Origin of the sequence: Kribbella speibonae (assembly GCF_004331375.1) — a bacterium.
GTDB classification, from domain to species: Bacteria; Actinomycetota; Actinomycetes; order Propionibacteriales; family Kribbellaceae; genus Kribbella; species Kribbella sindirgiensis.
In genome coordinates this window covers 115,221-134,531 of record NZ_SJKC01000007.1, presented here as the reverse complement: position 1 = coordinate 134,531, position 19,311 = coordinate 115,221, and the positions used below count along the sequence as shown (strand labels likewise).

Here is a 19,311-nt window from a genome sequence, read left to right as displayed (position 1 = left end):
CACCTCCGATTCCAGATTCGCCGGAGGAGGGCGGGCCGCGCTGCGGGCAAGAGTCCCGACCTGGCGGGCCGTTAGTCAGTCGGTGCGCTGAACTCCACCACGGTGCCGTGCGGGTCGTTGCCGCCGATCTGGACCGTGCCGCCGAGCGACTGCGCGCGTTCGGTGAGGTTGCGCAGGCCGCTGCGCCGGGTGCTGGACCCGATGCCGGTGCCGTCGTCCGAGACCCGCGCGACCACCCGTCCCGACCCGACTGTCACCTCGACGCTCACCTGGGACGCGTGGGCGTGGCGGACGACGTTGGACAGCGACTCCCGTACGACGGCGAGGATCTGCGGCCGGACCGATGCCGGAACGCCGGTGTCGAGCGGGCCGGTGATGGTCAGCTGAGGACGGAACCCGAGCCCATCGGCGTACTCCGAGACGAGCGCCTGGAGGTCGCTGCGCAGCGAACTGGAGTCGGGCGCCTGCTGCAGCTCGAAGATCGCTGCGCGCAGGTCGTGGATGGTGGTGTCGATGTCGTCGACCGCCCGGCCGAGGCGCTCCTGGTGCTCGGGGCGGGCCAGCCGGTGCATACCCTGCAGTTGCAGGCCGGTCGCGAACAGGCGCTGGATGACGAGGTCGTGCAGATCCCGGGCGATCCGGTCGCGGTCCTCGAGGACGGCGAGCATGTCGCGGTCGCGTTGCGCCTGAGCCCGCTCGAGCGCGAGCGTGGCCTGGCCGGCGAACATCCGGACCAGATCGGCGCCGTCGGCCACGCGGTTGTTCGCGCCTTGTTCCAGCGCCACGACGAGCAGTCCGCCGGTGTCCGCGCCGCCGGCCGGCAGCGGAGCGATGGTCGTCCGGCCGAGCGTGGCGCCCTCCGGGAACTCGGTCGTGCCGCCCGCGTCCTTGAGGACCTGTGAGAGGTCCTCGAGCACGATGACCTGGCCGTCCTCGGCCACGACCTGGCCGAGGACCGGGAGGCCGGCCGGAACCCGGTGACCGACGTAGCGGCCGTAGGCCGCCGGACCGTCGATTGCGCGTACGACGAGTTCGTCGCCCTCGGCGATCAGTACCGCGGAGACCTGCGCGCGGGAGATCTCGCGACAGCGCTGCGCGATCAGCTGCAGCGCCTGGTCGGCGTCGAACTCGCCGAGCATCAGCTGGGTGATCTCGGCGTTCACCTCGTGCCAGCGCCGGCGCTGCTCGGTGTCGGCGTACAGCCGGGCGTTGTCGATCACCACACCGGCCGCCGCGGCCAGCGCCGTGACCGTGCGCTCGTCGTCCTCGGTAAAGTCGGCGCCGCCGGTCTTCTCGGTCAGGTAGAGGTTGCCATAGGCATGTTCCCGGGTCCGGATCGGGACACCGAGGAAGCTCTTCATCGGCGGGTGGTTGGACGGGAAGCCGTACGACCGGGGGTGCTCGGCGAGGTCGTGCATCCGCAGCGGCTCCGGGTGCTCGATCAGCAGACCGAGGATGCCGTGGCCCTCCGGGTACGGGCCGATGGCGGCGATCTGATCGTCGGTCACGCCATGGGTGATGAACCGGACCAGCCGTTTGCCGTCAGATCCCACCACGCCGAGCGCGCCGTACCGTGCGCCGGCCAGCTCACAGGCTGCCGAGACGATGCGGTCCAGGGTGCTGTTCAGGTCCAGATCCGCGCCGATGCCGACGACCGCGTCGAGGAGCGCCCGCAGCCGTTCCTGGTACTCCATGATCTCGTCGACCCGGCCGAGGAGTTCCTGCAACAGCGCGTCGAGCCGTACCCGGGACAACCCGGCGTATTCCAGCGCCCCCTCGTCCCAGGTTCCTCGTCCAGCGGATGAGTCGCCTGCCACTCGCCCAGCGTAGGGGAACGGTTCCGGTCCGGTCTAGGCACCGGCGCGGCGCCGCTCGCCCCACGGAACCAGCCGTCGCCCGTGCACGGATTCGACGCCGACCCGGACCAGCTGCGCGTCCTCGATCGGCAGCCAGGAGCGAACCGGCAGCGTCCTTCGCAGCTCGGCGGCCTCCTCGCGGGTGACCACCGACAGGTGCCCGATCGCGGTGACCGTCCAGCCGATGTGCCGCTCGAGGTCCACCTCGTCGGCCTCGAACGCCACCACGTCGCCGCGCTCCGCGGCCCGGAGCTTGTCGCCGCGGCCGGAGCTGAACACGACGGTGTCGTCGTCCAGGAGGAAGTTGACCAGCCGGACCGCGGGCAGACCGCCGTTGGTGTACACGAGTCGTCCCACGGGCACGGAGCGCAGCAATCGGAGGCACTCGGACCGGCTGACGATCTCGAGCCGTGAGTGGTCGAACTGAGGGGTCGTGGTCATCGGGGTGCCTTTCGGACTGCGTGAAGCCACTGTCGCGGGGGACCGCCCGCGGACAGTAGGGCCGAAGGTCCCGCACCACCGGGACTTCGTGATCGGGAACCCGGCTTCGCAGTACGTGACCTTCGGCCCCTGTGCCTGCGGCGCGGTCCGGCGCAGTCTGGACAGATGGGCGTGTTGGGCAGTGGATCGGCAGTGATCCCGCGGGAGCCGTGGTTCCGTCGCCACCCGACGGTCGTGCTGGTCGTGGCCGGGGTGCTCTTCGGATCGGTGTGGCTCCTGCGCCTTCTCGACGGCGACGCCGCTGACGCGTCGACACTGCTGTTCACGCTTCCGGTCGCACTGATCGCTGTCGCGTTCGGGCTGCGCGCCGGTCTCGCGGCGGGCGCGTTCGCCGTACTGATGGTGGTGGCCTGGGGCGTCGCGACGGACACGGACCTGAGTCCGGTGGGCTGGATCTCGCGGTGCCTTCCTCAGTTGCTGCTCGGAGTCCTGCTCGGTGACGCGTCGGAGCGGCTGCGTAGCGCCGACGAGGAGCGCCGCCGGCTGGAGTCGGGGGCACTGCTGTACCGCGAGGCGATCGAGATCAACGACTCGCTGGTGCAGGGGATGGCGGCCGCGCGCTGGGCCATGGAAGCCGGCCGCACCGAGGACGGCCTCAAGATCCTCGAGGAGACGATCGGCCAGGCGCAGGACCTGGTGTCCGACCTGATCCGTCAGGCCGGCATGGCAGGTCCTGGCCCGTCGATCCGGGCCGAGTAGGGTCCTTCGGAGGGTGGCAGGGGCCCTGTTCCCAGGAGCTTCGGCCCCGCGGGTCCGGGTCTTCCGGACCTGGTAGCGCCCGTGACCGGAGCGACAGGATGAGCTGCATCAGTCGGCTGAGGGACCGCCCGAAGCCACGGGAGCAGAGGGGCCGGTCATGAAGCGCACACAGGTGAGGATCCAGCGTCCGCAACGGCCGCGACGTCCGATGACACTCGACCTGCGGACCCCGTCCGGCCGCCCTCTCCGCATCTGACGACGAACCCGAACCGGAAGCGGACGATCAGGAATGCGATCGGCCGCCGGCGACGGGGGAGCGGCTCGGGTACGGGCCGGCGGCGTACCTGTTGACCTCGGCGATGGTTCCGTCGGCGTCGCGGATGATGTGACACAACCCGTTCCAGCGGGCCACTTCGACGCCGATGGCGATCAACCGGACGCGGCTCGGCCCGGAGGCGAACGGGTCCGGCGAGTCGCAACGGCGCGTGTGCCAGGCGCCGTTCTCGTAGTACGTCTCTACATCGGCGTGGAGCAGGATGCTGTCATCTGGGGTGGGGGCTTCGCGCGTGGTCATGGCCTGTTCTCCTAGCCGGAGTCCTGGCACCGCCCCAGACCTGGCCAGAGTGGATCGATGGGGGTCTCAGCAGCACTGTGCCGCACCGTCTCGGTGTGTCAGCGGGCCGAAAGCCCCCACTCTGCTGGGGCTTTGGTCGGTATCCACCGGTCTGCTGCCCGGCGATGCTCGACTTGTGAACACTGTTCCTGTGTTGGCGGTGTCCCGTCTCGGGAAGCGGTTCGGGGATCGGGTTGCTGTCGACGACGTCAGTTTCGAGGTCGCGCCGGGGGAGACCTACGGTCTGCTCGGGCCGAACGGTGCCGGGAAGACGACGACGATCCGGCTGGTCTGCGGCCTGCTGCGCGCGGACTCCGGCGAGGTCCGGATCTCGGGTACGCCGGTGGGTACGACGTCGACCGCGGCGAAGCGCCGCATCGGGTACGTTCCCCAGGAGATCGCGTTGTACCCGGACCTGACGGCACGGGAGAACCTGCGGTTCTTCGGCCGGCTCTACGGACTGCGCGGTACGGCGCTGAACCGGCGCGTCGGCGAGGTGCTCGAGCTGATCGGGCTGTCGGACCGGGCCACCGACCGGGTGGAGTCCTTCTCCGGTGGGATGAAGCGCCGCCTGAACATCGGCGCCGGACTGCTGCACGAGCCGACCCTGCTGGTCCTCGACGAGCCGACCGTCGGAGTCGATCCGCAGAGCCGGCACGCCGTGATGGAGAGTGTGCGGTCGTTCGGCGCGACGGGTATGGCCGTCCTCTACACCACGCACTACATGGAGGAAGCGGAGCGGCTGTGTGACCGGGTCGGCATCATCGACCACGGCAAACTGGTTGCCGAGGGCACCCGTCGGGAGCTGGTCGCCAAGCTCGGTGAACGGGACCGCATCACGCTGGCCGCGGCCGGTGACCTGGGAGTGCTCGCGGACCGCTGCCGGGATCTGGCGGGCGTCGACCGCGCGGATGTGAAGGACGGAGAGGTTCAGTTGCTGGCCGCGGACGGCCGGCGGTTGCTGCCCGGCGTACTGGAGGCCGCCGAGAGGTCCGGACTGTCCCTGCGGTCGGTGGAGGTGGACGAGCCCGATCTCGAGGCGGTTTTCCTCCATCTGACCGGTACGGCGTTGCGGGAGTGAGCATGTTCGCGGCATTCGTGATCGCGGCCAAGGATCTGCGTCAGCGCTTCCGGGACCGGTCGGCACTGGTCCTCGGGTTCGTCGCGCCCGTCGCGGTCGCGGCTTTGATGAGTTTCGCGTTCTCCGGTGTGGAGTCCTTCCACGCCGACATCGCGCTGGTGGACAACGACCGGGGCCAGATCGCCGTCGCGCTGCGCGGGGCGCTGACCGGTCCGGAGCTGTCCGGCGTACTGACGATCCGGGACGCTGCCGACGACGCCGAGGCGCGCCGAATGGTGGACGACGGCGACGCCGGTGCGGGGCTGATCATTCCGGCGGGCTTCAGCGCGGCGGCGGTCGGTGACCAGCCGATCGGTCTCCGGGTGCTGGGCACACCGGACGAGCCGCTGCAGGCACAGGTGGCGCGTGCCGTCGCCGACGCGTACGTCGCCCAGCTCAACGCGGACCGGTTGTCGGTCCACGTCGCGCTGGCCGCCGGGTTCCCCCAGAGCCGTGCCGCGGAGCTCGCCGCGGCCGTGGCCAACCTCCAGCTCCCCGAGTCGGTGCAGGCCCAGCCGACCGGATATCGCCAGCTCCGGACCGCGAGCTACTACGCGCCGGCGATGGGGATCATGTTCGTGCTGTTCGCGATCGGCTTCACGGCGCGGAACTACTTCACCGAGCAACGCACCGGCACGCTGGAGCGGATCGGCGCGGCGCCGTTGACGCGCGGCGTCGTACTGCTCGGCAAGTCGCTCGCCGCGTTCGTCTACAGCGTCGTCAGTCTGGGGACGCTGGCGATCGTGTCGTCGCTGGCGTTCGATGCCGAGTGGGGGCCGCCGGCCGCGGCGCTCGCGCTGATCCTCGCGTTCTCGGCGGTCCTGGTGGCGTTGACAGCGCTGGTGGTCGCGGTCGCGCGGACGGAACGTCAGGCCGACGGGCTGGCGACGATCATCACGTTCGTGCTGCTCCTGCACGGCGGGAACTTCGTGCTGCTCAGCCAGGCGCCGGAGATGCTGCGCCGACTCGCCTTGCTGACGCCGAACGGCTGGGCGTTGCGCGGGTTCACCGACCTCGCGACGGGGGCCGGCGCGACCAGCGCGATCGTCCCGGTGCTGGTCATTCTCGGTATGGCGGCGCTGCTGGGGACGATCGCCGCGGTCGTCGGACGAAGGAGGCCGGCATGAGAGCCGCGCTGGCTGTTGCGGGCGTCTCGTTGCGCCGCATGCTGCGGGACCGGACCGCGCTGTTCTTCATCGTGGTGCTGCCCGTCGTCATCATCACCGTCGTCGGCACCGTCGTCCAGAACCCGGGTGGCTTCCGGATCGGCATGCTGGAGAGCCAGATCTCAGGTCCGCCGCTGACCAACGGCCTGGTCGACGAGCTGAAGGCGGTCGGGCCGCTGCACACCATGGCCGACGAGCCGACGGCTCGTACGGCGTTGCGCCGCGGGGAGATCGACGCGGTCGTGCTTGTCCCGGCCGGCTTGGACGCGGACCTGCTCGGTGGTGAGGACGTGCGGATCCCGGTACTCGCGGGTGGTGCGGAGTCGACGCAGAGCGCCGTACGTTCCGCTGTCGCGGCCGCGGTGGCCCGGCATGCGGAACGAGTACAGGCGGCGGCGTTCGCGGCCCGGACGACGGGAACGACCACGGCCGAGCAGTTGCCTAGGGCAACCGCGGTGCAACGGGTGACGCCACGGATCGGGATCAGCACCGAGAACGTCGCCACCGGGAGCGACTACCTGCCGCTCGGCTTCAGCTACAGCGCGCCGACGATGCTCGTGCTGTTCGTGTTCATCAACGCGCTGGCGGGCGGCGCTTCGATCATCCAGACCCGGCAGCTGGGCATCTACTCCCGGGCCCAGGCCGCACCGATCCGGGTCCGGAGCCTGGTGCTGGGGGAGACCCTGTGTTACCTGGCCTTCGCGTTGCTGCAGTCGATCCTGATCGTCGGTGTCGGGGCGTTGCTGTTCGGTGTCAGTTGGGGCAACCCGCTCGCGGCCATCGCGCTGATCGGCACCTGGGCGCTGGTCGGCACCGGTGCCGGCATGCTCAGCGGAGCGCTGTTCAAGACACCGGACCAGGCGTCCGCGATCGGCCCGGTGATCGGCATCGCGTTCGCGATGCTCGGCGGGTGCATGTGGCCGCTGGAGATCGTCCCCGACGCTGTCCAGACGCTCGGGCACGCCACGCCGCACGCCTGGGCGGTCGACGCCTGGATCACCGTGCTGTCACGGGACGGCGGCCTCGCCGACATCGCCACCGACCTCGCCGTACTCGCCGCCTTCGCGACGGCGATGCTCGGCCTCGCCTCGATCGTCCACCAACGCAGGCTCACCAGCTGACAGCCCATCGGGGCCAGGAGTGCCTACACTGCGAAGAGGAGTGTGGGAGCTATGGCCACTGTCGGTAGCTGGGAGCCGTTCAACCCGCCGGCCGCGCTGCGCCGGCGCGAGATGCTCGGCTGGTTGGGCTATGTCCACGCCGTGGGCCCGCGGGTTCCGGCCGTGGATGCCCGCCGGTCGGCGCCGGTTCCGGTACTGACCGTTCCCGGATTCTTGACCGGCGATTGGTCGATGATCCCGCTGGCGCGACACCTGCGCCGCTCCGGGCACGCGACCTTCACGAGCGGGATGCCACTGAACTCGGGGTGCACCGAGATGCATCTCGAGCTGCTCGAACGGCGCCTTCAGCAGGCCGTCGAGGATGCGGGCCGCCCGGTGGCGCTGGTCGGGCAGAGCCGGGGCGGCACGTTGTGCCGGATGCTGGCGGTACGGCGACCGGATCTGCTGGCCGGTGTGGTCACGTTGGCGTCGCCGCTGCTGCACCAGCTCGCGACGACGCAGGCGCTGGTCAGCCAGGTCACGCTGATGGCTCGTCTGAACGTCTGTGCCTGGCCATGGTTGCTGACCGCGGACTGCCTCACCGGTGGCTGCGCGGAACGGACCAGCGCCTTGCTCGAGTCGCCGTGGCCTGCCGGTCTGCCGTTCGTGTCGATGTACTCACGGCAGGACGCGGTCGTCGACTGGCGTTCGTGCCTCGACCCTGCCGCCGAGCACGTCGAGGTCGGCGGCACGCACAACGGGATGGGCACGGACCGGCACGTCCACCGGTTGCTCGCCGCCACACTGCGCGAGATCGGTTCCCAGCGAACCTGACCGGCAAGTGCGGTGGACCAAGGTCCTCCTGGGTGTGGGTCAGCGGCAGCCGGCCCGGAGACGACAACGGAGACCTGTTCGGCGGGGCTTGGGTCCGTGACGCCCGGCGGTGACCAGGCGTATGGCGGAGTCAGAGCGACCGTGCCTCCCACCGGCGGGACGTCCGTGCTGGCCGAGGATGTGTTTCCCGACGGGCAGGTACGGCTCAGCAGCGCGGTGAGCGTGTACGTCGATCCGGATTACGGGAGCGCCGAGGCGTCCAGTGCGGTGGTCATGGGGGACGCGGCGTACAACAGCGCCTACAGAATGGAAGGCGGGCAGGTCGTCGAGGGCGGCCTGGATCGCGTCGGCGGCGGCTGGGCGAGCTTCAAGGTGCTCGAGAAGTCGTACTACCGGGCGGCCGACGGATTCGAGCGTACCGAGACCTACGGGCTGCGCGGCGACGGCACGCTGTTCCGGTGGGACCGCGGCTGGCAGCACAAGACGTCGGCCCCGGGGTTCGCGGCGGTCAAGTCCATGGCTCTGATCAGCAAGACGCGGACGTACGACACGTTCCTGGCCAACACCCGTGGCGGGGCGCTGTACACGATCCACATCCCGACGACCGCACCGATGAAGCCCGTCGTCAGGCTCGTCCGCCGATCGACCTGGCAGAACTTCGAGACGATGGTCGCGGCCAAGTGCGGCCGGTACGGAACGCTGCTGTTCGGTCTCGACAAGCAGACGGGAAAGGGCTACCTGTACGCCGTTGGCCACGCCAACGGACTCGCGACGGTCATCCAGAGCCGCGGCGAGGTAGCCACCACCTATACCGACCCGGTCTACTTCCACATGACTCGCCCGGACGAGGAACTCTTCGGCGAGTGACTGCTGTCGTCAGGTGGGTTGCCGGGTGGGTTCGAGTGTTGTGGTGATCTGGTGGGCCCAGGCGCGGATCTCCTGCCAGTCGCGGGAGTCGCCGACCAGGCGTTCGAGGTCTCGGTGGTGCGTCACGGCGTCTGCCTGGAGTTCACCGGCGAGGGTCTTGACCGGAGGCGCCTGGATGAGGCGAGCGAGACGGGCGACGTCGGGCGGGACGGGCTGCTCCTGGTGCCGGCGCGGCCCGATCGGGCCGGAGTGGAAGAGCCAGACGGGCCGGTTGTGGAGTTGGCGTTCGTGCCGCCGGAGGAAGCGGACCGCTTCGGGGAGCCACTGCCCCTGGTAGATCGCGCTCCCCAGGACGACCGCACCGTACGGCGTCACGGCCTGGACCGCGCCCAGTTCCTGGACGTCGACCTGTAGTCCGGCTGCTCGGAGCTCGGACCCGATGGCGGCCGCGATACCGGCGGTCGCGCCCATCTTCGTTGCGTAGGTGACAAGTACCTTCTTGGACATCAGACACTCCTAGGGTTCAGCAGGCGGACAGTTCCACGCGCCACTCGTCGTACGAGTCGAGGTCGGCGGCGAACCAGACGCCCATACCCTCAGCGTCGCTCTGGTGCGTGATTGTCTTCAGGGCCAACCGGCCTGGATCGAGCAGGTCCTACGGTCCGTGAGCGGTCGGGAGTTCAGCCGCACTGCGGCGTGCTTGTCCGGGGACTTCTGTCGGCCGGGGTCGGGCCGGACGTCTGTGGTGCGAGTCACAGCGGGAGACGGAGACTCGAAGCAATCGACAGGAGGCTGTGATGAGCACGATGGGGCGCTTGGACGAGGCGGTGCGATTGACCGGTGTGTCGGCGTACGGCGCGCGGTTCACGGATCTGGTGGTGCGGTACGGCGAGGTGGTTGTGCTGACCGGCCCGAACGGGTCCGGGAAGAGCACTGTCAGCCGCGTGATCGTCGGCGAGCTGACAGCCACCGGCTCGGTCCACGTCCTGGGCTCGGATCCGGTCATGGCCGACCTGAAGGGCCGGATCGGCTACCTGGTGAAGGATCTGGAGACCATGGGCTCGGTGACCTCGCGCGACGTGCTGGACATCTGCGCGGCAGTCCGAGGCTGTACCACGGCGTACGCACACCTGCTCGCTGACCGGATCGGCCTGGAGCTCGATCGTCCGATGGCGCAGCTGTGCCGCGGTCAGCTCCGGCGGCTCGGCATCGTCCAGGCGCTGATGCACGAACCTGAGCTGGTTGTCTTTGACGACCCGATGACGGAGCTGGACGACGAGGCCCGTCGCGTGCTCTCCGTCCTGCTGCGGGAAGCCGCCGAGCGGGGTGCTGCCGTGCTGGTGACCGCGCAGGCCGAGTCCGGCGCGGGGCTGTCCGCGGACCGGATCGTGCTGTTGAGGAGGGATGATGACATCGACAGTCGGAGCAACCAAGCGGGTGCGGAGCAAGCCGAGCCGGACCGAGGTCTGGAGGCAGCTCGCCCGGACGTCGTTCGCCGTGGTGAGCTACGTGACGCCGGGCGGCCGGCCGCGATCGAGCGGAGTTGGCTACGCAGCCGGTTCGGACCGGCTGTACGTCGCGGTCGCGCCGAAGAGCTGGAAAGCGTTGCAGATCCCGGCGATCGGCCAGGTCGCGGTCACCGTACCGGTCCGCCGCGGTGGGGTGCTGTCGCTGCTGTTCCCGATCCCACCGGCCACCATCAGCTTCCACGGCTGGGCGGTCGTGCACCCGCCGGGCGTCGACCCGCCGGCACCGGCGCTGGCCAGGCTCGTCCCGGCTGATCTCCTGGCGAACTGCCGGATCGTGGAGATCGTCCCGGACGGCGAGTTTCGCACCTACGGCATCGGCACCTCGCTGATGAAGCTGCTGAAGTTCCGCGACCCGGTGGCCGGTGCCGAGGTCACCGTGCGGCGTTCCCTCGGTCGTGACGTCGTCCGGCCGCTGTCCGGCCGGCGATGATCGCGAGGGCGGGAAGGACCGCCAGTGCGAGTGCGACGAGGAACTCCTGTGCGCTCAGGAGTTGCAGTCCCAGCAGGTTGCGGAGCGGGGTGACGAAGAGCGGGAGGATCTGGAGCAGCAGGGCGCCGGCGACGGCGGTGTCCAGGAAGCGCGGCCGGCGGCGGGCGCCGGGGAGGCCGGGGCGGCGAAGGGCGAGGGCGACGCCGAGCTGGGCGAGGCCGAGGACGAGGTAGGCCATCGTCTGCCATGGCCCGCCGGCGTGACGAGTCCAGTACGCGGCGACGAGCGTGACGATCCCGATCAGGGTCCCGGTCCAGGCGATTCGTTGCCAAAGGCCCGCACCGAGGACCTGTTCCTGGGGTGAGCGCGGCGGTTGCCGCATCGTCTCGGGGTCGGCGGGCTCGGCGCCGATCGCCACACCGGGGACGCCGTGCGTGAGCATGTTGATCCACAGGATCTGGGCGGGCAGCAGCGGTACGGCGAAGCCGAGCAGCGGACCGATCAGCATTACCAGGACCTCGGCGAGACCACCGCTGAGGGCGTACCGCAGGAAGGTGCGGATGTTGGTGTAGATCCGCCGGCCCTCCTCGATCGCGGCCTCCACGGTGCCGAGGTCGTCGTCGGTGAGGACGAGGTCGGCGGCCTGGCGGGCGACCTCGGTGCCGCCCTGGCCCATCGCGACGCCGATGTCGGCGCGGCGCAACGCCGGCGCGTCGTTGACGCCGTCGCCGGTCATCGCGACGACGTGGCCCGCGTCCTGCCAGGCGCTCACGATGTCGAGTTTCTGCTCCGGGCGGATGCGGGCGAACACGTGGCCGGTGGTCGGGTCCTTGCCGTCGTCGATGTCCGCGCCGGTGACGACGTCGCCGTCGTGGACGCCGATCCGGTCGGCCACCGCGAGCGCGGTGCCCGGTGCGTCGCCGGTGATCAGGAGCAGCCCGATGCCGGCCTTGCCGAAGGAGGCGACCACGTCGGCGGCGTTGTGCCGGAGCGGGTCGGTGATCGCGATCAGGCCGGCTAGATGCAGCTGGTCCTCGGTGTGGGGACCGCCTGGCGACATGAGCTTCTCGGCGACGGCGAGTACGCGGTAGCCCGCCTCCGACAACTCGGCGGCGACCACCTTCGCTCGGGTGATATCGCCGTACGGCGTGACGTCGGGGGTGAGCATCACTTCGGGTGCACCCTTGCCGATCACGAGGATGTCGTCGCGGCCGGGCTGCTCGTGGAACGTGGTCATCCGCTTGCGGGTGCTGTCGAAGGGCACTTCGTGGGTCCGCGGATACGCGGCCCGGTACTCGTCCGGGTCGACGGCTCCGCGGTGCGCGAGGGTGAGGAGTGCGGCCTCGGTCGGGTCGCCGATGGCCCGCCAGACCGGGTCGTCGTCGGTCGGCAGCCGCAGAGCGGCATCGTTGCACAAGGCAACGTCACGCAGCAGCCGCCGCACTGCATCGCGGGCAGCCGGTGAATCGGAGGACGGCGATGGGGCAGGGCCGGCCGCCGACGAGGTGGCAAGTGGGCACAGGTCGCCCGCTGGGTCGTAGCCGGTGCCGGTGGCGACGGACCAACCGGATTCGGTCCAGACGCGGTCGGCCTGCATGATGCCTTGGGTGAGGGTGCCGGTCTTGTCGGTGGCGACGACGGTGACGGCGCCCAGGGTTTCGACCGCCGGGAGTTTGCGGACGACGGCGGCACGCTGCGCCATCCGGTGGGCGCCGATCGCGAGGGCGAGAGTGACGACCGCGGGCAGGGACTCGGGTACGGCGGCCACGGTCAGGCTGACCGCGGTGACGACCATGTCCGGCAGCGGCAGCCCGCGGATCAGACCGGCGACGGCGACGATCGCAGACAGCGAGACCGCGACGATGCTCAGCACCCGGCTGAGCGAGGCGAGCCGGCGTTGCAGCGGGGTGGCTCGCGGTCGTTGGCCGGACAGGAGCGCCGCGATCTTGCCGAGCGCACTGCGCGATCCCGTGCGGAGTGCGAGACCTGATCCGCGGCCGCGGGTCACGACGGTTCCGGCGTACAGCTGGTCCGCTGTGTCCTTCTCGACGGGGACGGACTCGCCTGTGAGCGTGGACTCGTCGGCCTGCAGTTGGGCCGCATCGAAGAGCTGAAGATCCGCCGGTACGACGTCGCCCGCCTGGAGCAGGACGACATCGTTCGGGACGACTTCGGCCGATGCGATGAGGGTCGCGCGCCCATCGCGCCGTACGGTGGCATGCGGTGCGGCCAGCCGGCTGAGGGCGGCCAGTGCGTGTTCGGCCCGGATCTCCTGGACGACGCCGACGGTTGTGTTGAGGACGACAACGACCAGGATCACTGCGAGATCGGTGTAGTCACGAAGGCCGGCCGTGAGGACCGCGGCGGCAAGGAGCAGCAGGATCATCGGATCCCGCAATTGCACGAGGACGCGCAGCCAGGCCGACGGCGGGCGGGGCGCCGGAATCGTGTTCGGCCCGTGTTCGGCCAGCGCGAGCGCGGCCTGGTCCGTGGAGAGCCCGCGCGGCGAGGTCTGCTGAAGCGTCATCGGCGACCATCGAGGTGTTGCCGCGGCCGGCCGAACAGATCGAAGCCGAACACCAGCAGCAGGCTGCCCACGAAGGCAGCGAGCAGAATTTCGGCGTCGAACGCGACGGTGAGGACGTACAGCACCAGTGCGAGCACAGCCACCCCACCCTCGAAGCGCCCGAGCCGGGGCACCCCTTGCCCGCCACGGATCACCCAGAAGGCGAAGACACCGAGGAAGAACCCCGTGGACGCCATCGCCTGAACGTCGTAGATCAGCGGCATCTCGCCGTTGACGAGGTAGCCGATGTAGGGGACGACGACGGCAGCAAGCAGCAGCGTCGCGACGATGTCACGAACTCGCAGCCTCACCGAAATCACCTCCGGGTCTTGGGACGGGGGACCGAGACGAGGGTCCAGACGACGGCGAACAGGGTCACCAACGTGACCCGGAGTCCCTCGGACCAGTCGCTGGTCCACACCGCGGTAGCCAGGACCTGGGGGAAGAACACGAGCCAGACGAGGAGCTCGACCACGATCGGCAGGTCACGGATCCAGGCGGCCAGGTCGTCGAGTTCACCGGACTGCATCAGGACGAAGAAGATGACCCACAGCCCGGTCATCCACACGAACCAGCCCTTGGAGGACGCCGGAGCCCGGCGTACCTCGGTACTGCCAATCGCTGACTTGGACATGACGGCTCCTTCCACAAGCAGGTTCCTCAGTTCGAGCCTGTGTCAGTACGCACCTGAGCGCATGGGCCGTTCGCCCCGCGTCGGCCGGGCCGTTGAGCCGGTCAGAGCAGGACGGTGAGGTTCTTGCCGATCGCGCCGCTGACACCGAGGCGGCGGGCGTCGGCGAGGTCGGCCGCGGTGTCGACCGGCCACGTGAAGACGACGTCTGTGGCCCGGCGCAGTTCCGTGACTGTCTCGGGGGTGAGCAGTCGCCGGTGGACGCAGGCGCCGTACGCCGGTTCGCGGCGCAGGCGGGACCGCAGTCGCCGGAGTCCACGCCGACTGCCTGCGGACAGGACGAGCCGTACGTTCGGGGCGTCTCGGAAGGCTCGCAGCATCCACCAGTGCTGAGTGCAGATCGTCGTGTCCGGCGCTGCGGCCAGCTCGGCTGCGAGCCGGCGCGCGAGTCGCGGATGGATGCCCTTGAGGTCGAGCATCAGGCGCGGATCGCCGTCGGCGGCCGCGAGCAGTTCGTGAAGTTGGAGCACGTCGCGGCGCCGGACGAGTTCGCCACGGTCCCAGAGCCACCAGGGGCCCAGCGTTTTGCGGTGCCGCACTTCCAGGCGGCCGCGATACGCGTGGATGTCGGCCTCGACGAGGTCCGCGCCGTACTCGAACGCGGTCCGGAGCGCGACGAGGTCGTTGCCCGCCCGGTGCGCGATGGCGAGCATGCGGGTCACGTGGCCCGCGATTCCGTGAACCAGCCACGCCAGCGCAGGAACAGGAAGGTACCGCCGATCAGCAGGGCCGGGATCCAGTACAGCAAGGCGGTCAGCGCGACCGCGCCGAACGCTTCCCGCCAGGCGATGCCGATCGAGGCGAGCCCGGCGACCAGGGCTCCCTCGCGTGGGCTCGCGCCGTGGACGCCGGGCAACGCTCCGGCGATCTGACTCGCGCCGAACACCGCGACCAGTTGCAGGCCCGGCGCCGGACCGCCGACCGCGTGGATGGCTCCGAACAGCAGACCGAGAATGGTTGCCTGGTAGCCGATCGACAACAGGACTCCGAGCGCGAAGACCTTCGGCGACGGCCACGGCCAGCGACCGGTGAGCGCGGGTCGCCGGCGACGTACGACGAGTGCCACGGCCAGTACGACGGCCGCGGCCCCGAGAGCGATCGCCAGCACGGCCCACGGCAGTGTCACTCCGCAGACGGCCACCGCGACGACCAGACCGACGGCGCCGACGAAGCGGTCGAGCGCAACCTCGGCCACCCCGCTGGAACGCCGTACGCCGATGGTCTCGAGCCGGTGTATCCGCCACAGGTCCGCACCGGCATGCCACGGGGAGATCAGCCCGAGAATCTCACTCTCCGCGTACGCGCGCAGATGCCAACGCCGGGTGCGGCCACTCGTCGAGATCGCGTGCCAGCGCAACGGGCACAGGATGTACTTGCCGATCGCGAAGGGGAGCAGCCCCAGCAGGGCCGGGAGTACGGCGGTGTGGGGCACGCGGTCGACGTTCCACAGCGAGATGCCGACCGCCGCGATCAACGCGACGACGCGCACGCCGCGGTGGGAGACGAGTCTTTGTACCGCCCGCGCCAGGCGCACGAGGTGCTGTCGGCCCAAGTGCATGAGGGGTCCTTCCGGGGCCGGTCCGATGCCGAGACCATAACCGGCCGGTTCAAGGGCGGCAATCGTTACTGCCGGGCCATGAGGCCGCTCTGGGCCCGGAGACTCAGGTAGCACGCTCCGGCGAGTGGCACCGGGGCCCAGAACTGGAGGAGGCGCCAGGACAGCACCGCGAGGACGGCGGTCTGAGCGGAGACCCCGAATCCGATCAGGGTCGAGATCGCGATGCCTTCGACGACAGCGATACCACCCGGAGTGAGCGGGAGGGCGGAGGCGAGGTTCGCGACGCAGTAGGCCAGCAGCAACGGGACCGGGCTGATCGGTTCGCCGTAGGCGGCGAGGAACGTCCAGAGGACGGCGGCGTCGAGGAACCAGTTGAGTGTCGCCCAGACAAGGAACGCCTTGCGGACCGCGCGGTCGGCGAGCAGGTCGCGGAGCCGGAGCGCCACCGACGCGATCCACGGACGGACGCGGCCGGGGAGGTGCCGGAGCAATGACCTCAGCAGCCGCGCGGCGAAGCGCTCGAGCGCGGATCGCTCACGGACGGCGAGGACTCCGCCCGCCAACGCGACCAGCCCGATGACGAACAGGAGCAGGTACGACGAGGTGGCGTGCTGCAGGAAGAGGGCAGGGATCGAGGTCAGCCAGGCCATCAGGACCAGCGCGAGCCACGAGCCGATCGCCTCGGCCGTGATGGTCGCGGTGACCTCGGTCGGTAGCGCACCGCCGGAGACCAGCAGCCGGAACCTGAGCGCGGTCGCGGTCGCGGCACCTCCCGGTACGACGTGACTCACGCCGTACCCGGTGATGTCGGAGCGCAGGATCCACGAGAACCGCACCCGGCTCCCGCTCAGCAGCACGCGGCTGAACAACGAGTAGCTGACCAGGCTCGCCGCCTCGAGCGCGACCGCGGCGATCACCCACAGCGGATGCAGACGGGTGACGCGGTCCAGGGACTCGCCGGCGATCGCGAGCTTCGGGAGTACGACGTACTCGACCAGCGCGATGACGATCAGCAACGACACCGCCGACCAGGCTCCGCGATACCAAGCCGGCCCGGATCGGGTCGAACCGTCCATAGGCCGCGCCTCTCGGATAGGTCCGCACTTCCTCCCAGCTTTCCCGCGCCGACCGGCGGCCGGGCAGGGCCGAAGGTCCACCGTGTTCCGGTGCGGAGGGCCCTGCTGCGGAAGCACGTCGCGCGGTGAGGTGGAAGTGGAAGGACGGACGACAGGAAGGAGACACGATGATGACCACGCTGCAGCACCGGGACAACCGGCGGCAGTTCGTGGACCTGTTCGACTGGGCCGAGGGCCTGCCGAACCTGTTCACGATGCCGGCCGCGATGCGGGGCGTCCGGATCGAGGAGTTCGCCGACGACGACAAGTACGTCGTGCGCGCGGAGCTGCCCGGCCTGGACCCGGCGAAGGACATCAAGGTCGAGGTCGCGAACGGGATGCTGACCATCTCCGCGACTCGTCAGCAGGAGGAGCACGACAGTGGCCGCTCCGAGTTCCACTACGGCACGCTCACCCGCCGGGTGCTGCTGCCGGACGGAGCCGACGAGCAGGCTGTCGTCGCGAAGTACGCGGCCGGGATCCTCGAGGTCACCGTGCCGATCTCGGCGAAGGCCGCCGAGGCGCGCACGATCACCATCGAGCACACCGACTGAACCCAACTGGGCCGGCCCGGCGCGCCGGGCCGGGCCTTGAAAGGACCTGATCATGAGACGGTTGGTGATCCTCGGCGGCGGTACGGCCGGCACCATCGTGGCCAACAAGCTGCGGCGCCGCCTGCCGCTCGAGGACTGGCGGATCACGGTCGTCGACCGCGATCGCGACCACCTGTACCAGCCGGGGCTGCTGTTCGTCCCGTTCGGTGGCAGGGAAGACCTGCTGAGACCACGCCGCCGTGTGCTGCGGGACGGCATCCAGCTGCTGATCGGCGAGGTCGCCAAGGTCGACGCGGAGCGAAAGACGGTCCGGCTGTTCGACGGTGACGCGGTCTCGTACGACTACCTCGTCATCGCCACCGGCACCAGTTCGCGACCGGAACAGACCCCGGGCATGCTGGGGACCGAGTGGCGGCGCAGGATCCATGACTTCTACACCTACGACGGCGCCTTCGCGCTCCGCGAGGCGCTGCAGGGCTTCACCGGCGGCCGCCTCGTCGTCCATGTCGTGGAACAGCCGATCAAGTGCCCGGTCGCGCCGCTGGAGTTCACCTTCCTCGCCGAGGCCTTCTTCCGCCGGCGGGAGATGCGAGACCAGGTGGAGCTGGTCTACGTGACGCCGCTGGACGGCGCATTCACCAAGCCGATCGCGTCCCGGTACCTGGGCCGGCTGCTCGATGACCACAAGATCGCGGTCGAGACCGACTTCATGGTCGAGCGTGTCGACGCGGACCGGAAGGTCCTGGTCAGCTACGACGAGCGTGAGGTCGGCTACGACCTGCTGGTCACCGTGCCGCTGAACATGGGCGCCGACTTCGTCGGGGCATCCGGGCTCGGCGACGAGCTGAACTACGTGCCGGTGGACAAGGCGACCCTGCAGTCGAAGGCACATCCGGACATCTTCGCCGTGGGTGACGCCAACGATCTGCCGACGTCGAAGGCCGGCTCGGTGGCGCACTTCTCGAGCGAAATCTTCGTGGCGAACTTCTGTCAGTACGTCGAGGGCCTCGCGATGACGCACCGCTTCGACGGGCACGCGAACTGCTTCGTCGAGACCGGCGACGGCAAGGCCCTGCTGATCGACTTCAACTACGACACCGAACCACTGCCGGGGCGCTTCGGTCCGCTGAGTCTCCTGCGGGAGACGAAGGCGAACCACTGGGGCAAGGTCGCGTTCCGCTGGATCTACTGGCACCTGCTGGTCAGGGGCCGTTGGCTGCCGCTGCCCAGCCGGATGTCCATGAGTGGGAAACATCGACCGAAGGAGGAGGAGCTGCCATGACCACAGTCCACGTCGATGCCGAGGGTTTCCTGACCGAGTACGGCGAATGGACCGAGGAACTCGCGGTGGAACTCGCGGCCCGGATCGGCATCGAGCTCACCGACGAGCACTGGAAGGCGATCCGGTTCCTGCGGGCGGACTACCCGACGCACGGCGAGACCGCCACGTTGCGCCGGGTGTCGACGCTGGCCGGCCTCCCGATCAAGCAGCTGTTCGTCCTGTTCCCGGGCAAGCCGGCCAAGAAGATGGCGTACGTCGCCGGCCTGCCGAAACCCCGCGGATGCGTGTGAGAGAAGGCCCTGAAATGACCACCGACATGACCACGATCCCGCAGGTCGTCCCGGATTTCGGCGACGCGGCCACCGAAGGCCGCAAGCTGGCGATCATCTGCTCGAAGGGCAACCTGGACATGGCCTACCCCGGCCTGATCCTGGCCAACGCGGCGCTCGGCGAAGGCGTGGAGACGCATCTGTTCTTCACGTTCTGGGGCTTCGACATGATCACCAAGTCGCGGACGCACGACCTGAAGTTCACGATGCTCGGCAACACCGCGACACACCTGCCCCAGGGCCTCGGCGGTCTGCCCGGGATGACCGCGATGGCCACCCACCAGATGAAGAAGCAGATCCACGACATCGGCGTTCCCGACGTACCCGAATTCCTGGAGCAGATCGTCGCCTCCGGCGGCCACCTGTGGGCCTGCCGGATGTCCGCCGACATGATGCACCTCGACGAGTCCGACCTCTCCGAGGACGTCGAAGGCATCATCAGCGCCGCCGACTTCATCGAGAAGACCGAAGGAGCGCAACTGCTGTTCATCTGACGCCTCG

22 protein-coding genes are annotated in these 19,311 nt (G+C 69.7%); 12 read left to right on the top strand and 10 right to left on the bottom strand.

Annotated features, from left to right (window positions below; all coding sequences use genetic code 11):
• Window positions 1-71: 71 nt before the first annotated feature.
• Together E0H92_RS37425 and E0H92_RS37420 are read right to left on the bottom strand one after the other, a co-directional pair.
• Window positions 72-1,817 (bottom strand): GAF domain-containing sensor histidine kinase, encoded by a 1,746-nt coding sequence (locus E0H92_RS37425; RefSeq protein ID WP_202874017.1) that lies wholly within the window; start codon window positions 1,815-1,817, stop codon window positions 72-74.
• A 33-nt stretch (window positions 1,818-1,850) separates the two neighbouring features.
• Window positions 1,851-2,297, bottom strand: coding sequence for a pyridoxamine 5'-phosphate oxidase family protein (locus tag E0H92_RS37420; RefSeq protein ID WP_131499619.1), 447 nt, complete (start codon window positions 2,295-2,297; stop codon window positions 1,851-1,853).
• 165 nt (window positions 2,298-2,462) lie between these two features.
• Between E0H92_RS37420 and E0H92_RS37415 the strand changes: the two genes are divergently transcribed.
• On the top strand, window positions 2,463-3,056 hold the full coding sequence (locus E0H92_RS37415) for a DUF4118 domain-containing protein (RefSeq protein ID WP_131499618.1): 594 nt from the start codon (window positions 2,463-2,465) through the stop codon (window positions 3,054-3,056).
• Between the two features lie 283 nt (window positions 3,057-3,339).
• On the opposite strand, the gene E0H92_RS37410 is transcribed toward E0H92_RS37415, so the two are convergent.
• Complete coding sequence (locus E0H92_RS37410) at window positions 3,340-3,630, bottom strand: DUF2188 domain-containing protein (protein ID WP_131499617.1); 291 nt, start codon at window positions 3,628-3,630, stop codon at window positions 3,340-3,342.
• Window positions 3,631-3,805: 175 nt separating this feature from the next.
• Here E0H92_RS37410 and E0H92_RS37405 point away from each other — a divergent pair, with 175 nt between their 5' ends.
• The 5 genes from E0H92_RS37405 to E0H92_RS37385 all read left to right on the top strand — a co-directional run bounded on the left by E0H92_RS37405 (window position 3,806) and on the right by E0H92_RS37385 (window position 8,756).
• Window positions 3,806-4,750 carry an ABC transporter ATP-binding protein gene (locus tag E0H92_RS37405; RefSeq protein WP_202874016.1) on the top strand — a complete coding sequence of 315 codons (945 nt, stop codon included), beginning with the start codon at window positions 3,806-3,808 and terminating at the stop codon, window positions 4,748-4,750.
• Between the two features lie 2 nt (window positions 4,751-4,752).
• On the top strand, window positions 4,753-5,916 hold the full coding sequence (locus tag E0H92_RS37400; RefSeq protein WP_131499615.1) for an ABC transporter permease: 1,164 nt from the start codon (window positions 4,753-4,755) through the stop codon (window positions 5,914-5,916).
• On the top strand, window positions 5,913-7,076 hold the full coding sequence (locus E0H92_RS37395) for an ABC transporter permease (protein WP_131499614.1): 1,164 nt from the start codon (window positions 5,913-5,915) through the stop codon (window positions 7,074-7,076). The genes E0H92_RS37400 and E0H92_RS37395 overlap by 4 nt, the downstream gene beginning before the upstream one ends.
• 51 nt (window positions 7,077-7,127) lie before the next feature.
• Window positions 7,128-7,889 carry an esterase/lipase family protein gene (locus E0H92_RS37390; RefSeq protein ID WP_131499613.1) on the top strand — a complete coding sequence of 254 codons (762 nt, stop codon included), beginning with the start codon at window positions 7,128-7,130 and terminating at the stop codon, window positions 7,887-7,889.
• A 141-nt stretch (window positions 7,890-8,030) separates the two neighbouring features.
• Window positions 8,031-8,756, top strand: a complete 726-nt coding sequence (locus E0H92_RS37385) for a hypothetical protein (protein ID WP_131499612.1) — start codon at window positions 8,031-8,033, stop codon at window positions 8,754-8,756.
• A gap of 9 nt (window positions 8,757-8,765) precedes the next feature.
• On the opposite strand, the gene E0H92_RS37380 is transcribed toward E0H92_RS37385, so the two are convergent.
• A complete protein-coding gene (locus E0H92_RS37380; protein WP_131499611.1) occupies window positions 8,766-9,263 on the bottom strand; it encodes a flavodoxin domain-containing protein in 498 nt (165 codons plus the stop codon).
• A 290-nt stretch (window positions 9,264-9,553) separates the two neighbouring features.
• Between E0H92_RS37380 and E0H92_RS45870 the strand changes: the two genes are divergently transcribed.
• Window positions 9,554-10,537, top strand: coding sequence for an ATP-binding cassette domain-containing protein (locus tag E0H92_RS45870; protein ID WP_131499610.1), 984 nt, complete (start codon window positions 9,554-9,556; stop codon window positions 10,535-10,537).
• A complete protein-coding gene (locus tag E0H92_RS44480) occupies window positions 10,479-10,715 on the top strand; it encodes a hypothetical protein (protein WP_165550198.1) in 237 nt (78 codons plus the stop codon). The genes E0H92_RS45870 and E0H92_RS44480 overlap by 59 nt, the downstream gene beginning before the upstream one ends.
• Here the strand turns inward: E0H92_RS44480 and E0H92_RS37365 are convergent.
• The 6 genes from E0H92_RS37365 to E0H92_RS37340 all read right to left on the bottom strand — a co-directional run bounded on the left by E0H92_RS37365 (window position 10,657) and on the right by E0H92_RS37340 (window position 16,606).
• Entirely contained in the window at window positions 10,657-13,242 is a 2,586-nt protein-coding gene (locus E0H92_RS37365; protein WP_131499608.1) for a cation-translocating P-type ATPase, read from the bottom strand. The genes E0H92_RS44480 and E0H92_RS37365 overlap by 59 nt on opposite strands.
• Complete coding sequence (locus E0H92_RS37360) at window positions 13,239-13,592, bottom strand: hypothetical protein (protein WP_131499607.1); 354 nt, start codon at window positions 13,590-13,592, stop codon at window positions 13,239-13,241. Before E0H92_RS37360 ends, E0H92_RS37365 begins: the two co-directional genes overlap by 4 nt.
• A 5-nt stretch (window positions 13,593-13,597) precedes the next feature.
• Window positions 13,598-13,915 (bottom strand): hypothetical protein, encoded by a 318-nt coding sequence (locus tag E0H92_RS37355; protein WP_131499606.1) that lies wholly within the window; start codon window positions 13,913-13,915, stop codon window positions 13,598-13,600.
• 101 nt (window positions 13,916-14,016) lie between these two features.
• Complete coding sequence (locus tag E0H92_RS37350) at window positions 14,017-14,625, bottom strand: glycerophosphodiester phosphodiesterase (RefSeq protein WP_131499605.1); 609 nt, start codon at window positions 14,623-14,625, stop codon at window positions 14,017-14,019.
• 5 nt (window positions 14,626-14,630) lie between these two features.
• Window positions 14,631-15,530, bottom strand: coding sequence for a lysylphosphatidylglycerol synthase domain-containing protein (locus E0H92_RS37345; RefSeq protein WP_131499604.1), 900 nt, complete (start codon window positions 15,528-15,530; stop codon window positions 14,631-14,633).
• A gap of 65 nt (window positions 15,531-15,595) precedes the next feature.
• The gene (locus E0H92_RS37340; protein WP_131499603.1) at window positions 15,596-16,606 is read right to left on the bottom strand and encodes a lysylphosphatidylglycerol synthase transmembrane domain-containing protein; all 1,011 of its coding nucleotides are present in this window, start codon (window positions 16,604-16,606) and stop codon (window positions 15,596-15,598) included.
• A 167-nt stretch (window positions 16,607-16,773) separates the two neighbouring features.
• On the opposite strand from E0H92_RS37340, the gene E0H92_RS37335 reads away from it, so the two are divergent.
• Genes E0H92_RS37335 through E0H92_RS37320 form a run of 4 tightly spaced genes read left to right on the top strand, consistent with a single transcriptional unit; the run spans window position 16,774 to window position 19,304 of the window.
• Window positions 16,774-17,199: an Hsp20/alpha crystallin family protein gene (locus E0H92_RS37335; protein ID WP_202874015.1), complete on the top strand. Its 426-nt coding sequence runs from the start codon at window positions 16,774-16,776 to the stop codon at window positions 17,197-17,199.
• 52 nt (window positions 17,200-17,251) lie between these two features.
• Complete coding sequence (sqr, locus tag E0H92_RS37330; protein WP_131499602.1) at window positions 17,252-18,481, top strand: type III sulfide quinone reductase, selenoprotein subtype; 1,230 nt, start codon at window positions 17,252-17,254, stop codon at window positions 18,479-18,481.
• Window positions 18,478-18,771 (top strand): TusE/DsrC/DsvC family sulfur relay protein, encoded by a 294-nt coding sequence (locus E0H92_RS37325; protein WP_131499601.1) that lies wholly within the window; start codon window positions 18,478-18,480, stop codon window positions 18,769-18,771. The genes sqr and E0H92_RS37325 overlap by 4 nt, the downstream gene beginning before the upstream one ends.
• Before the next feature lie 14 nt (window positions 18,772-18,785).
• Window positions 18,786-19,304, top strand: coding sequence for a DsrE/DsrF/DrsH-like family protein (locus tag E0H92_RS37320; protein WP_238173762.1), 519 nt, complete (start codon window positions 18,786-18,788; stop codon window positions 19,302-19,304).
• The last annotated feature ends 7 nt before the right edge of the window (window positions 19,305-19,311 follow it).